The organism is Streptomyces sp. (assembly GCF_031181705.1).
In the GTDB taxonomy this organism is placed as follows: domain Bacteria; phylum Actinomycetota; class Actinomycetes; order Streptomycetales; family Streptomycetaceae; genus Streptomyces.
Genome location: NZ_JAPSKN010000048.1, coordinates 1 through 13,260 on the forward strand (window position 1 = coordinate 1; position 13,260 = coordinate 13,260).

The following is a 13,260-nucleotide window of genomic DNA, read 5'->3' on the forward strand; positions in this document are numbered from 1 at the left end:
CCTTTCCGGCGGTTCCGACTTTATCAGAAGCTTCGGACCGGATTGACCGGCCATTCGTTTCCGATTCATCGGGAGGGGCTTCATTGGAATCAGTGATTCAAGAAGCAGACAGATGCTCACCGTCGCCGGCCCGAGGGGAGAACCCCTTCTCCAGGCAACTGTTCGAATCTACCTCCCCACGCTCGCCGTGTCAACGGCTCCTGTGGGGCGAAGAGGAGACTAGCAGTTGAACGGACGTGGTCGCACATCCGGTGGTCGGGGGGAGGATCACGCGGCCGTGGGGACGGTCGCGCTGCGCTCCGCCGCCTCCACGTCCCCGGTCTCTCCCGCGCGGGCCGCACGGCCGCCCAGGATCCAGACGTACGCGAGGAAGGCCAGTTCGGCGACGACTCCGATGGTGATGCGGGCCCAGGTCGGGAGGCCGGACGGGGTGACGAAGCCTTCGATGGCGCCGGAGACGAAGAGGACCAGGGCCAGGCCGATGGCCATGCCGATGGCGGCCCGGCCCTCCTCGGCCAGAGCGATGCGCCGGGTGCGCGGGCCCGGGTCGATGAGGGTCCAGCCGAGGCGCAGGCCGGTGCCGGCGGCGACGAAGACCGCGGTCAGTTCGAGCAGGCCGTGTGGGAGCACCAGCCCGAGGAAGGTGTCGAGGCGGCCGGCCGAGGACATCAGGCCGAAGCCGATCCCGAGGTTGAGCATGTTCTGGAAGAGGATCCAGATGACCGGCAGTCCCAGGAAGACGCCCAGGATCAGGCAGAGGGCGGCGGCCCAGGCGTTGTTCGTCCACACCTGGGCGGCGAAGCTGGCCGCCGGGTGACTGGAGTAGTACGTCTCGTACTGGCCGCCCGGGCGGGTCAGCTCGCGGAGTTCGCTGGGCGCCGCGATGGAGGCCTGGACCTCGGGGTGGGTGCCGATCCACCAGCCCAGGAGGACCGCCACGGCCGTGGAGAGGAGCGCCGTCGGTACCCACCAGCGGCGGGACCTGTAGACGGCGGCGGGGAAACCGTGGGCGAGGAAACGGGTGACGTCGCGCCAGGAGGCCCGTCGTGTTCCCGTGACGGCACTACGCGCGCGTGCCACGAGCTGGCTGAGCCGGCCGGTCAGCTGGGGGTCGGGGGCGCTGGACTGGATCAGCGAGAGGTGCGTGGCGGTGCGCTGGTAGAGGGTGACGAGTTCGTCGGCCTCCGCGCCGCTGAGGCGGCGCTGGCGGCGGAGCAGGGCTTCGAGGCGGTCCCACTCCGCTCGGTGGGCGGAGACGAAGACGTCGAGGTCCATCGGTGTGCCTGCTCCTCGGCTGTTCGTCGGCGGCTCGTCGTGGATCAGCTTGTCGTACTGCGGCGCGATGCGCTCTCAGCTTGGCAGACTGGCCCTGTCGGGGGCAGGGCAGGGGAAGGACGGCGTGCGTGAGTGAGCTGGTGACGGGCGAGGCTGTGGCGTTGGAGCTGCGCCCCGCGAGGCTGCCCAGCAGGGCGCTGGCCGTGCTGCTCGATCTGGTGGCGGCCATGGCGGTCTACGTCGCCGTGACCATCGCGCTGGTCGCTTCCACTGCTTCGCTGGACCAGGCGGCGCAGACGGCGCTGTCGATCGCGTCGTTCGTTCTGGTGCTGGTGGGCGGGCCGATCGCGGTGGAGACGCTCAGTCATGGGCGGTCGCTCGGGAAGCTGGCCTGCGGCCTGCGTGTGGTGCGGGACGACGGCGGGCCGATCCGGTTCCGGCACGCGCTGGTGCGGGGTCTGATCGGGGTGATCGAGATCCTGATGACCTTTGGGATCCTCGCCTGTATCGCCTCGTTCGTGTCGGCGCGCGGGCGGCGGCTGGGGGACGTGTTCGCGGGGACCCTCGTCGTACGGGAGCGGATCCCGGTCACGCGGACCGGGTTCGTGCCGCCTCCTCCGCCGTGGCTGGCGGGGCGGTTCTCGCAGCTCGATCTGTCGGCGGTGCCGGACGGGTTGTGGCTTGCGGTGCGGCAGTACCTGACGCGGATGCAGCAGCTGGATCCGCAGGTGGGCTGGTCGATGGCGGAGCGGCTGGCGTCCGATCTCGCGGCACGTACGGGGGCTCCGGTGCCGCACGGGATTCCGCCGGCGGCCTATCTGGCGGCCGTGGTGCAGGAGCGGCAGGCGCGGGAGGCGCGGCGGGCCTTCGGCGGCGGTTCGGGGGCGGCTGCGGTTCCCGCCGCTGGGCCGACGCGGTCCGGTGGGGCGGACGGTACCGGTGCATCGACCGCGTCCGGTGCGTCGAGCGTGGTCGATGGACCGACCGCGTCCGGTGCGCCGGCCCCGTCGGCGTTCGCCCCGCCGGCTGTTCCGGCGCCGCCTGCCGCTCCCCCCGCGGCTGCGACGGGATCTCCGGTCGTGGCGTCGGGGGGCCGGTCCGAGCCGGCTCGTGAGGGGCGGACGGCCGCGTCGGATGAGGCGACGGGCGGAAGGCGTCCGGGCACGGGGTTCGTGCCGCCGGCCTAGTCGGGGGCCCGGCCTGGGCGAGGGCGCGGGACTTCCCGCTCAGCTGAACTGCGACGGGGGTGACTCGAGGTCTTCCAGCTCGATGCCGGGGGCCGCGAGCACCACGTCGCCGGCGATGTGCACGAGGTGCTGTTCGCCCGTGTCCAGGGCTGTGACCTGGTATTCGTCCACGATCAGCGGGCCGTTGTCAGTGGTGTGTGCTTCTCTTTTCAGCAAGGTCCACGACTGGTCCACGGTACGCGGGGCGAGGACCGGATCGGTGAAGGCGACGAGGCGTACGCGGGTGGCGGCCGAGGGGGTGAGGCGCAGGAGACGGGCGGTGGCGACGAGGAACGCCGGGGAGGTGCCGGTGAAGGCGTGGGCGCGCACATTGCCTTCCGTGGCGTCAGTTCCGGTGGGGTCGGTGCGGACCCAGGTGACACCGTCGAGGGCGGCGCCGCGGACCTGCCAGGCGGCGGCGTGGAGTTCGAGGCGGAGGGGGCGGCCGAGTTCGTCGAGGGTGAGGTCGACCGAGCCGTGGTGATCGCCCGAGGGGGTGGTCAGCTGGGAGACGTAGCGCCAGCCGGAGGGGCCGGGGGCGCATTGGAAGTGTTCTTCCGCGAGGGGGGTGTGATCGTGCGGATCGTGGAGCGAATAACGGCCGCGGGGCATGGGGGTTATGGGTCCTGACGGGCTGGGGCCGGTCACCGGCCGGGCCGGAACGCCGGTCGGCCGGAACGGGGCAGGCCCCCCGGCACGGGGGTGCGGGGGGCCTGCCTCGGGGTTCTGACCGGTGGCCGACTGACCGGCAGCGGTGCTGCTGGGCTCAGTAGCGGTAGTGGTCCGGCTTGTACGGACCCTCGACCTTCACGCCGATGTACTCGGCCTGCTCGGGGCGGAGCGTCGTCAGCTTCACGCCGAGCGCGTCGAGGTGGAGGCGGGCGACCTTCTCGTCGAGGTGCTTGGGCAGCACGTAGACGCCGGTCGGGTACTCGTCGGGCTTGGTGAACAGCTCGATCTGGGCCAGGGTCTGGTCCGCGAAGGAGTTGGACATCACGAACGACGGGTGGCCGGTGGCGTTGCCCAGGTTCAGCAGGCGGCCCTCGGACAGGACGATGATCACCTTGCCGTCGGGGAAGGTCCAGGTGTGGACCTGCGGCTTGACCTCGTCCTTGACGATGCCGGGGATCTTGGCGAGGCCGGCCATGTCGATCTCGTTGTCGAAGTGGCCGATGTTGCCGACGATGGCCTGGTGCTTCATCTTGGCCATGTCCGAGGCCATGATGATGTCCTTGTTGCCGGTCGTGGTGATGAAGATGTCGGCCTTGTCGACGACCTCGTCGAGGGTCGTGACCTGGTAGCCGTCCATCGCGGCCTGGAGGGCGCAGATCGGGTCGATCTCGGTGACGATCACGCGGGCGCCCTGTCCGCGCAGGGACTCCGCGCAGCCCTTGCCCACGTCGCCGTAGCCGCAGACGACCGCGGTCTTGCCGCCGATGAGGACGTCGGTGGCGCGGTTGATGCCGTCGATGAGCGAGTGGCGGCAGCCGTACTTGTTGTCGAACTTCGACTTGGTGACGGCGTCGTTCACGTTGATCGCCGGGAAGAGGAGGACGCCGTCGCGCTGCATCTCGTACAGGCGGTGGACGCCGGTCGTGGTTTCCTCGGTGACACCGCGGATCTCGGAGGCGAGCTGGGTCCACTTCCGGGGGTTCTCGCCCAGGGTGCGGGTCAGCAGCTCCAGGATGACGCGGTGCTCGTCGGACTCGGCGGTGTCGGGCGAGGGGACCTTGCCGTCCTTCTCGTACTCGACGCCCTTGTGGACGAGGAGGGTGGCGTCACCGCCGTCGTCCAGGATCATGTTGGGGCCGCCGGTGGGGCTGTCCGGCCAGGTCAGCGCCTGCTCGGTGCACCACCAGTACTCCTCCAGCGTCTCGCCCTTCCAGGCGAAGACGGGGACGCCCTGCGGGTTGTCCGGGGTGCCGTTCGGGCCGACGGCGATGGCGGCGGCCGCGTGGTCCTGGGTGGAGAAGATGTTGCAGGAGGCCCAGCGGACCTGTGCGCCGAGGGCGACCAGGGTCTCGATGAGGACGGCGGTCTGCACGGTCATGTGCAGGGAGCCGGTGACGCGGGCGCCGGCGAGGGGCTGCGCCTCGGCGTACTCCTTGCGGATCGCCATCAGGCCGGGCATCTCGTGCTCGGCGAGGGTGATCTCCTTGCGGCCGAACTCGGCCAGGGAGAGGTCGGCGACCTTGAAGTCCTGTCGGTTCTCGACAGTCGTCATTGCGAGCTGCTCCTCGGGGGTTGGGTCGAGGTGGGTACGGCTGGTCTGCGCGGCGGCGGACACAGGGGTGCCCGGAAGAGGACACAGGCATGCCCGCGTACGCGCAGCGCAGTCCGTCGGAGGCCCTCTCTCCCTCGGCCGGTCCCCGGGGGGACCGCCCGACCGCCATCAGCAGCGACGTCTGGCTCCGTCCCAAGCTACACCGGGGGCGGGGGCGAACCCCAGTCCGTCCGCGAACACATCGAGCCGATCATGGGGCGCGGCCGGGGACGGCGACGGGGCCCGCCGGGTGGTCCGGCGGGCCCCGTGGGCGCGAGGTGAGGGGTCAGTGGGCCGCGGGGGCCGGGCCTCCGGGGGAGGCCTCGGGGTCGGGGCCCTTGGCGGCTTCGGTCTCGCTGTAGATGTCCGGTTCCAGGTAGATCACGCGGGCGATGGGGACGGCCTCGCGGATGCGGGCCTCGGCGGCGTCGATGGCGGAGGCGATCTCCGTGGCCGTGTCGTCGTGCCGGACGGCGATCTTGGCGGCGACGAGGAGCTCCTCGGGGCCGAGGTGGAGCGTGCGCATGTGGATGATGCGGGTGACGGTGTCGCCGTCGACGACGGCGGCCTCGATCTTCTGCGTCTCCTCGGTGCCGGCGGACTCGCCGAGCAGGAGCGACTTGGTCTCGGCGGCGAGGACCAGGGCGATCAGGATGAGCAGGATGCCGATGCAGAGGGTGCCGATGCCGTCCCAGACGGCGTCGCCGGTGAGCAGGGCGAGGCCGACGCCGCCGAGGGCGAGGATCAGGCCGACGAGGGCGCCGAGGTCCTCCAGCAGGACGACCGGGAGCTCGGGGGCCTTGGCGTGGCGGACGAACTCCTTCCAGGAGCGCTTGCCGCGCAGGAGGTTGGACTCCTTGATGGCCGTGCGGAAGGAGAAGGTCTCGGCGATGATCGCGAAGACCAGGACGCCGACCGGCCAGTACCAGTGCGTCAGCTCGTGCGGGTGCTTGATCTTCTCGTAGCCCTCGTAGAGGGCGAACATGCCGCCGACCGAGAAGAGCACGATGGAGACGAGGAAGGCGTAGATGTAGCGCTCGCGGCCGTAGCCGAAGGGGTGTTGCGGGGTGGCCTCGCGCTTGGCCTTCTTGCCGCCGACCAGGAGCAGTGCCTGGTTGCCGGAGTCGGCGAGCGAGTGGACGGACTCCGCGAGCATCGACGACGAGCCGCTGAAGAGGAACGCCACGAACTTCGCTACCGCGATCGCGAGGTTGGCGACCAGTGCCGCCACGATCGCCTTGGTGCCGCCTGACGCGCTCATGTGTTCGCGTTGTCCCTTCGTACGCCGTTTTCGGGGCCCGGACGCCGCCGTGTGCGGCGCCCGTGGCTTTGCCCGTGCTTGACGGTGGGCCATTGTTGCAGCCCGTTCCGGCCGCGGTGTCTCAGGTCACCAGCCCGGGGGGTGTCGAAACGGTCAGGCGATGACCGTGGCCCGGAAAAGCGTTCCCGTTCCGGACACTTCGGCCTTTTCGCCGGCCGGGACGAAGACGGACGCGCCGGGGGTCAGGTCGTGCTCGCCGGCGCGGACCGTGCCGGCCGTGCAGAGCAGGATCTGCGGGGCCGGGCGGGTGAGGTCGTGGGTGGTGCCGGCCTCGGGCAGGACGTAGCGGGAGAGGCGGAACTCGTCGATGGGCGTCTCGTAGACCTCCTCGCCGTCCGGGGCCGCCTCGGGGCGCAGGACGCCCGGGTCGGCGGCGTGGAAGCGGACGATGCGCAGGAGTTCGGGGACGTCGACGTGCTTGGGGGTCAGGCCGCAGCGCAGGACGTTGTCGGAGTTGGCCATGATCTCCACGCCGAGGCCGTTCAGGTAGGCGTGCGGGACGCCGGCGCCGAGGTAGAGGGCCTCGCCGGGCTGCAGCCGGACGTGGTTGAGCAGCATCGCGGCGATGACGCCGGGGTCGCCCGGGTAGTGGTGGGCGATGTCGGCGTAGGGGGCGTAGACGCCGCCGATGCGGGTGCAGGCGGCGGCCGCCTCCTCGACCGTGCGGGACATCTCCTCGCGGTCGGCGGTGAGGATCGCCGTGAGGACCTCGCGCAGGGCGGCGTCCTCGGGGTGGGCGTGGAGCAGGTCGACGTAGGGCTTGAGGGAGGCGACGCCGAGGTCGTCGAGCAGGCCGGCGGCCTCCAGCGGGGCGCGGAAGCCGCACAGGCCGTCGAACGCGGTGAGGGCGCAGATGAGTTCGGGCTTGTGGTTGGCGTCCTTGTAGTTGCGGTGCGGGGCGTCCACGGGGATGCCGCGGCGCTCCTCGTCCGCGTAGCCCTGCTGGGCCTGGGCGAGGTCGGGGTGGACCTGGAGGGAGAGCGGGGCCCCGGCGGCGAGGATCTTGAGCAGGAAGGGCAGGCGGGGGCCGAACCGGGCGACCGCGGCCGGTCCGAGCTCCTTCTCCGGGTCGGCGTCGATGACCTCGACGAGCGTGCCCCGCCCGGTGCGCGAGGGTGCGCCGGGGTGGGCGCCCATCCACATCTCCGCCTGCGGCTCGCCGGTCGGTTCGACCCCGAGCAGCTGCGGGATGGCGGTCGGGGAACCCCAGGCGTAGGGGCGGATGGTGTTGTCGAGGCGGTCCATGGGGTTCTCTCTGCGTGTGCGGGTGGGCGGGCGCGTCAGGGTGTCCCGGGCAAGATCAGGCCCTCGAGGCGAGCGCCAGGTAAACCGCGGCGAAATCCGTCATGGCGATCAGTTCCGCGAGGGTCTCGAGCTCGCCGCCCTCCTCCGGTTCCAGTTCGCTGATCGGTGTGTCGTGGCTGAGGGCGAGGTCGCGGGCGCCGGGGGCGGCGGTGAGGCCGCCGATGGGGCGGTCGCGCAGGAGCACCACGCGCGCGTGCAGGGCGGGCGGTTCGTCGACCCGGTCGCGGAAGAAGTCCTCGGGGTCGGCGCTGGCGGCCAGGGGTCCGGCGAGCAGGGCGCTGTGCGCGGCGAGGGCCTCGGGCAGCTCGGCGACGACCGCGGGGGTGCCGGAGAGTTCGGCGAGCGCGGCGGCGAAGCGGCGGCCCGCCGGGCCGGCCGAGACGCCCTCGGTCCACACGACCGGGAGCGCGTCGGCGAGTTCGGCGGCCAGGGTCTTGGCGGGGTTGCTGTAGGTGGCGATGGCGGGGCCGCAGCGTTCGGCGACGCGGTCGAGGCGGTCGGCGACCCTGCCGAGGACGTCCGGCGGGGCGGCGAGCACGCCGGTGCGGTCCAGCAGCGCGAGGAGCGGGGTGAGCAGGGCCCACAGCACGCCGGGCGCGGACGCGGCGAACGGCTCCTCCTGGTCGTACGGGGCGGTCGCCATGGGGACGAACAGGCCGTGGGAGCCGTTGACGGCGTCGGCGAGCGGGGAGCGGCTGGGCGCCACGGCGACGACGCTGCAGCCGCGGCGGTAGGCCTGCTCGGCGAGGAGGGACAGGCCCGGTTCGGTGCCGTCGGGGGTGGTGATCAGGAGGAGGTCGACCGAGCCGACCCAGCCCGGCAGTTCCCAGCGCAGAGCGCCAGCCGCGGGGGCGACGCCGGTGGGGGCGAGGCGGGTGACGGGGCTGCCCGCCCCGGCCAGCGTGCCGATGAGGTCGGCCGCGTGGGTGGCGGCGGCGCCGGGGCCGGCGATGAGGACGGCGCGGGGCCGGCCGTCGGGCTTGAGGTCGTTGACGCCGGCCTCGGCCGCGTGGCGGACGGCCGTGCGGACGCGGGCGCCGGCTTCCGCGGCGCCGCGGAGCAAACCGCGGTGGTCGGCCTCGGCGAGGCCCTCCGGGGAATCGAGCAGCGATTCGTCGAGCATGAGCGGCAGCCTCCGGTGGCCGGGGTCCGTTGTGCGGATGTCGTGCTACGTCGGTGCCCGTAGGGCCCGGGAGGTATGTGCGCCCGGGCGGTGCGACGTGCCGGCTACGCGGGGCGGCGGGCCTCGTCGACGAGGAGCACGGGGATGCCGTCGCGCACCGGGTAGGCCAGGCCGCACTGGGTGTCGGTGCAGATCAGCTCGGCTTCCTGCTCCTTGAGGGGGGCGTGGCAGGCCGGGCAGGCGAGGATCTCCAGGAGGCCGGATTCCAGGGGCATGAGGGGTTCCTTCGAGGTGCGGGCGCTTGGGACGTGCCTGGTCAGGTTACCGCCGGTGGGGCCGGGGCCTCAGCCCCTGATGATCGCCAGTACCTCGTCCCGCACGCGGGCCATGGTCGCCGCGTCCCTCGCCTCCGCGTTCAGGCGCAGCAAGGGTTCGGTGTTCGACGGGCGGACGTTGAACCACCAGTCGGCGGCGGAGACGGTGAGGCCGTCGAGACCGTCGAGGGTGATGCCGTCGCGGCCCTCGTAGGCCGTGCGGATCGCGGCGAGGCTGGCCTGCTGGTCGGCGACCGTGGAGTTGATCTCGCCGGAGCCGGTGTAGCGGTCGTAGGAGGCGACGAGGGCGGACAGGGTGCCCTGCTGGCCGCCGAGGGCCGCGAGGACGTGCAGGGCGGCCAGCATGCCCGTGTCGGCGTTCCAGAAGTCGCGGAAGTAGTAGTGGGCGGAGTGCTCACCGCCGAAGATCGCGCCGCTGCGGGCCATCTCGGCCTTGATGAAGGAGTGGCCGACGCGGGTGCGGACCGGGGTGCCCCCCTGTTCCTTCACGACCTCGGGGACCGACCAGGACGTGATCAGGTTGTGGATGATCGTGCCCCTGCCGCCGTGCCGGGCCAGTTCGCGGGAGGCGACCAGGGCGGTGATCGCCGACGGGGAGACGGGCTCGCCGCGCTCGTCGACAACGAAGCAGCGGTCGGCGTCGCCGTCGAAGGCCAGGCCCAGGTCGGCGCCCTCCTCGCGGACCCGCTTCTGCAGGTCGACGAGGTTGGCCGGGTCGAGGGGGTTGGCCTCGTGGTGGGGGAAGGTGCCGTCCAGCTCGAAGTACATCGGCACCAGGGTCAGGGGCAGGCCGGCGAAGACCTCGGGGACGGTGTGGCCGCCCATGCCGTTGCCCGCGTCGACGACGACCTTCAGGGGGCGGATGGAGGTCAGGTCGACCAGCGAGCGCAGGTGGGCCGCGTAGTCCGGCAACGTGTCGCGGGCGCTGATCGTGCCCGTCGTCGCGGCGGGCTCCGGGGCGCCCGACTCGCTCCAGCGCTCGACCAGTTCGCGGATCTCCGCGAGGCCGGTGTCCTGGCCGACGGGGGAGGCGCCCGCGCGGCACATCTTGATGCCGTTGTACTGCGCCGGGTTGTGGGAGGCGGTGAACATGGCGCCCGGCAGGTCCAGCGCGCCGGAGGCGTAGTACAGCTGGTCCGTCGAGCACAGGCCGATCTCCGTCACGTCGGCGCCCTGTGCGGCGGCGCCGCGCGCGAAGGCCCGGGACAGGCCCGGTGAGGAGGGCCGCATATCGTGCCCGGTGGCGATCGCGCTCGCGCCGGTGATCCGTACGAAGGCCGCCCCGAAGAGCTCGGCCAGGGACTCGTCCCACTGGTCGGGGACGACCCCGCGTACGTCGTACGCCTTGACGACCTGCGACAGATCAGCAGCCACGCCCCGCCTCTTCCTGAAAGTCCTATCGGTCGGTCCAAACTACCCGCACCCGCCGGTGGCCCGCCGGGCGGTCGCCGCGTGGACCCACAGCCGTAACCTCAGGTCAGGGCAGCATCCAGCCCAGGGCCGGGGTGCTCTGGCCGACCACGATCAGGCACATCACCAGCAGCAGGCCCAGGCTCCAGGGCAGCACCTTGCGCAGCAGGTCGCCCTCGCGGCCCGCCAGTGCGACGGCCGCGCAGGCGATGGTGAGGTTCTGCGGGGAGATCATCTTGCCGAGGACGCCGCCGGAGCTGTTGGCGGCGGCCAGCAGCTCGGGGGAGAGTCCGGACTCGCGGGCGGCGGTGACCTGGAGGGCGCCGAAGAGGGCGTTGGCGGAGGTGTCCGAGCCGGTCACGGCGACGCCGAACCAGCCGAGGACGGGCGACAGGAAGGCGAGTCCGGCTCCGGCCGCCGCCACGCAGTGGCCGATGGTGGCGGCCTGTCCGGAGAGGTTCATGACGTAGGCGAGCGCGAGGACGGACGTCACCGTGAGGATCGCGAAGCGCAGTTCGTGGACGGTCGCCAGCCATTCCCGCACGGCCACGCGCGCGTGGACGCCGAGGAGGGCGGCCGTGCCGATCCCGGCGAGCAGGACGAGCGTGCCGCCGGTCGACACGATCGGCCAGGTGAAGACGTTGCCGCCGACGGGTTCGCCGTCGGGTCCCGCCACGTTCAGGAAGGGCCAGTCGTAGGTCTGGGTGGCCCGGGCCAGCCAGACCTTGACGGCCGGGATCTGGGCGCCTGAGAAGACCGCGACGATCAGCGCGTAGGGGGCGTAGGCGCGCAGCACCTCGCGGGGCGGGTCCTCCTGGTCCAGTTCGTCGCTGCGGACGCCGGTCAGCACGGAGGCGCGTACGGACTCGGCGGCGGGCACGCGCGCGTGCGGGACGGCGACCAGGGCGCCGGCTCCGGCCAGGGCGGCGCCGATGTCGGCGAGTTGGGCGGAGACGTAGTTGGAGGCGGCGAACTGTGCGACGGCGAAGGCGGCTCCGCACGCCAGGGCGGGCACCCAGGTCTCGCGCAGCCCGCGCCGGCCGTCCACCAGCCAGACCAGCACCAGGGGCACCACGAGGGCCAGCAACGGTGTCTGACGGCCCACCACGGACGCGACGGAGTCCAGCGGAAGGCCCGTCACCTGGGCGAGGGTGACGACCGGGGTGCCCATCGCGCCGAAGGCCACCGGCGCGGTGTTGGCGACCAGCGCGACGACGGCGGCGCGCACCGGTTCGAAGCCGAGGGCGACCAGCATGACCGCGCTGATCGCGACGGGTGCCCCGAAGCCGGCGAGCGCCTCCAGCAGGGCCCCGAAGCAGAAGGCGATGACGAGGGCCTGGATGCGCGGGTCGTCGGAGAGCCGCCCGAAGGACCGGCGCAGGATGTCGAAGTGCCGGGTGCGGACGGTCATCCGGTACACCCACAGCGCGTTGACGACGATCCACAGGATGGGGAAGAGGCCGAAGACGGCGCCCTGGGCGCCGCTGGAGAGGGTCTGGCCGAGCGGCATGCCGTAGGCGAGCGAGGCGACCAGGACGGCCGCGAGGAGGCCGGTCAGACCCGCCAGGTGCGCCTTCGCGCGCAGGCCGCCGAGCAGGACCAGGACGATCACCAAGGGCAGGGCGGCCACCAGGGCGGACAGGCCGAGCGAGCCGGCGACGGGTTCCAGTTCCTGGACGTACACGGGCGCCTCCCCGGTTTCCGCCATGCGAGAGCGATTTCTCGCGACCTCGGAACGGAATGGTCATGTCCGCGCCAACCTGGCGTCAATGGGGGCGCGTGGGGAGAAACGGAGGAGCCGAGTCGGGAGGGACGGAAGCCCGGTCAGTTGTCGGGCGACCGCAGGACCCGCAGGTGCCCTCGCCGCGCGACCTCCATCGGGTCGGCCGCACGGCCGCCGCCACCGGCTCCGGCCGCCCGCTCCTGGGGGCGGGCGGCCTCCCGCACGGCGTTCGCGAGCGCTTCCAGGTCGTCCCCGCTCGGGCGGGCCGGGGCCGAGCCGTCGAGCAGCCGGACGACCTCCCAGCCGCGCGGGGCGGTGAGGCGCTCGGAGTGCTCGGCGCACAGGTCGTAGCAGTGGGGTTCGGCGTAGGTGGCGAGCGGGCCGAGGACCGCGGTCGAGTCGGCGTAGACGTACGTCAGCGTCGCGACGGCGGGACGGCCGCAGGCGGTGCGCGAACAGCGACGTACAGGGCTCACGACGTTGGACGGTACCGCACTCTTGAGCGGGCCGCGACGACTCTCCACCAGGTCACTCCACCGTGTCGTGCTGTGAGACGTCCCACACCCCCTTTCGGGGGTACCTTCCTGACCTGCCCGGACATGGTCGCGAGCGATGCCGAACCGTCCCGTAAGCGGTCAAGAGTCATCACAAAACCCTCAATTGCCGTGAGGTCGCCGGTCTCGGCGGGATACGGAATCGAGCCCAACCTTGGCTTGAATGGTCATGTAACGACATGCCGAACGGGTCGGCCGGAAGCCGTCCGTGCCGCCGTGCGGCGCCGGGCGCGGGGGCGCGGCGGGGACTACCCTTCACCAGTGATGGACAAGCCCGTAACGCCCCGTGCCGCCGCCCCCGGGCCCCGCCGCCGTGATCGCCACGGCCGGGGCATGCGCGGCCCGATCGCACCCCCGCAGGTGCCGCTCGCCGCGAGCCGCGCGGAGGCGTTCGCGGACCTGGTGCAGGACTCCGTGGAACGCCTGGAGCGCCGGTGGCCGCAGCTCGCCGACATCGATTTCCTGGTGCTGGAGGTGCCGCGGCTCGACGGGCCCGGCCAGGCCTGGAACGACGAGGCGGTCCCGCTCGGCGGCACGATCAGCGCGCGCGAGGGCCGCCCCGCACGCGTGGTGATCTACCGGCGGCCGGTCGAGATCCGCACCAAGGGCCGCGACGAGCGCGCCGCGCTGGTGCACGAGGTCGTCGTCGAGCAGGTCGCCGAGCTGCTGGGGCTCACCCCGGAGACCGTCGACCCGCGGTACGGGGAGGACCAGGGCTGAGGCGG

At 72.4% G+C, this 13,260-nt stretch carries 12 protein-coding genes; 2 read left to right on the forward strand and 10 right to left on the reverse strand.

Going from position 1 to position 13,260, the window contains the following annotated elements:
• Positions 1–267 precede the first annotated feature (267 nt).
• The gene (locus RIN80_RS12235; RefSeq protein WP_309095594.1) at positions 268–1,275 is read right to left on the reverse strand and encodes a stage II sporulation protein M; all 1,008 of its coding nucleotides are present in this window, start codon (positions 1,273–1,275) and stop codon (positions 268–270) included.
• 128 nt (positions 1,276–1,403) lie between these two features.
• Here RIN80_RS12235 and RIN80_RS12240 point away from each other — a divergent pair, with 128 nt between their 5' ends.
• Positions 1,404–2,462 (forward strand): RDD family protein, encoded by a 1,059-nt coding sequence (locus RIN80_RS12240; protein ID WP_309095595.1) that lies wholly within the window; start codon positions 1,404–1,406, stop codon positions 2,460–2,462.
• Between the two features lie 39 nt (positions 2,463–2,501).
• Here RIN80_RS12240 and RIN80_RS12245 read toward each other — a convergent pair whose 3' ends face one another.
• The 9 genes from RIN80_RS12245 to RIN80_RS12285 form a co-directional block, all read right to left on the reverse strand.
• Positions 2,502–3,113 carry a hypothetical protein gene (locus RIN80_RS12245; RefSeq protein ID WP_309095596.1) on the reverse strand — a complete coding sequence of 204 codons (612 nt, stop codon included), beginning with the start codon at positions 3,111–3,113 and terminating at the stop codon, positions 2,502–2,504.
• A gap of 154 nt (positions 3,114–3,267) precedes the next feature.
• Positions 3,268–4,725: an adenosylhomocysteinase gene (gene ahcY, locus RIN80_RS12250; RefSeq protein ID WP_309095597.1), complete on the reverse strand. Its 1,458-nt coding sequence runs from the start codon at positions 4,723–4,725 to the stop codon at positions 3,268–3,270.
• A gap of 325 nt (positions 4,726–5,050) precedes the next feature.
• Positions 5,051–6,025 (reverse strand): cation diffusion facilitator family transporter, encoded by a 975-nt coding sequence (locus tag RIN80_RS12255; protein ID WP_309095598.1) that lies wholly within the window; start codon positions 6,023–6,025, stop codon positions 5,051–5,053.
• A 153-nt stretch (positions 6,026–6,178) separates the two neighbouring features.
• Positions 6,179–7,330: a mannose-6-phosphate isomerase, class I gene (gene manA / locus RIN80_RS12260; RefSeq protein WP_309095599.1), complete on the reverse strand. Its 1,152-nt coding sequence runs from the start codon at positions 7,328–7,330 to the stop codon at positions 6,179–6,181.
• A 55-nt stretch (positions 7,331–7,385) separates the two neighbouring features.
• The gene (locus RIN80_RS12265; protein ID WP_309095600.1) at positions 7,386–8,513 is read right to left on the reverse strand and encodes an SIS domain-containing protein; all 1,128 of its coding nucleotides are present in this window, start codon (positions 8,511–8,513) and stop codon (positions 7,386–7,388) included.
• A 104-nt stretch (positions 8,514–8,617) separates the two neighbouring features.
• Positions 8,618–8,788, reverse strand: coding sequence for a Trm112 family protein (locus RIN80_RS12270; RefSeq protein ID WP_309095601.1), 171 nt, complete (start codon positions 8,786–8,788; stop codon positions 8,618–8,620).
• Between the two features lie 69 nt (positions 8,789–8,857).
• Complete coding sequence (locus RIN80_RS12275; protein ID WP_309095602.1) at positions 8,858–10,222, reverse strand: phosphomannomutase/phosphoglucomutase; 1,365 nt, start codon at positions 10,220–10,222, stop codon at positions 8,858–8,860.
• A gap of 103 nt (positions 10,223–10,325) precedes the next feature.
• Positions 10,326–11,942, reverse strand: coding sequence for an L-lactate permease (locus RIN80_RS12280; protein ID WP_309095616.1), 1,617 nt, complete (start codon positions 11,940–11,942; stop codon positions 10,326–10,328).
• Positions 11,943–12,082: 140 nt separating this feature from the next.
• Positions 12,083–12,505 (reverse strand): DUF3499 domain-containing protein, encoded by a 423-nt coding sequence (locus RIN80_RS12285; protein ID WP_010034669.1) that lies wholly within the window; start codon positions 12,503–12,505, stop codon positions 12,083–12,085.
• A 294-nt stretch (positions 12,506–12,799) separates the two neighbouring features.
• Between RIN80_RS12285 and RIN80_RS12290 the strand changes: the two genes are divergently transcribed.
• A complete protein-coding gene (locus tag RIN80_RS12290) occupies positions 12,800–13,255 on the forward strand; it encodes a metallopeptidase family protein (protein WP_094057962.1) in 456 nt (151 codons plus the stop codon).
• The last annotated feature ends 5 nt before the right edge of the window (positions 13,256–13,260 follow it).

Bases quoted from the DNA above. Each gene is read 5' to 3' on its own strand.
- ahcY (WP_309095597.1), bottom strand. From the start codon at position 4,725: ATGACGACTGTCGAGAACCGACAGGACTTCAAGGTCGCCGACCTCTCC.
- RIN80_RS12265 (WP_309095600.1), bottom strand. From the start codon at position 8,513: ATGCTCGACGAATCGCTGCTCGATTCCCCGGAGGGCCTCGCCGAGGCC.
- RIN80_RS12255 (WP_309095598.1), bottom strand. From the start codon at position 6,025: ATGAGCGCGTCAGGCGGCACCAAGGCGATCGTGGCGGCACTGGTCGCC.
- RIN80_RS12245 (WP_309095596.1), bottom strand. From the start codon at position 3,113: ATGCCCCGCGGCCGTTATTCGCTCCACGATCCGCACGATCACACCCCC.
- manA (WP_309095599.1), bottom strand. From the start codon at position 7,330: ATGGACCGCCTCGACAACACCATCCGCCCCTACGCCTGGGGTTCCCCG.
- RIN80_RS12290 (WP_094057962.1), top strand. From the start codon at position 12,800: ATGGACAAGCCCGTAACGCCCCGTGCCGCCGCCCCCGGGCCCCGCCGC.
- RIN80_RS12270 (WP_309095601.1), bottom strand. From the start codon at position 8,788: ATGCCCCTGGAATCCGGCCTCCTGGAGATCCTCGCCTGCCCGGCCTGC.
- RIN80_RS12235 (WP_309095594.1), bottom strand. From the start codon at position 1,275: ATGGACCTCGACGTCTTCGTCTCCGCCCACCGAGCGGAGTGGGACCGC.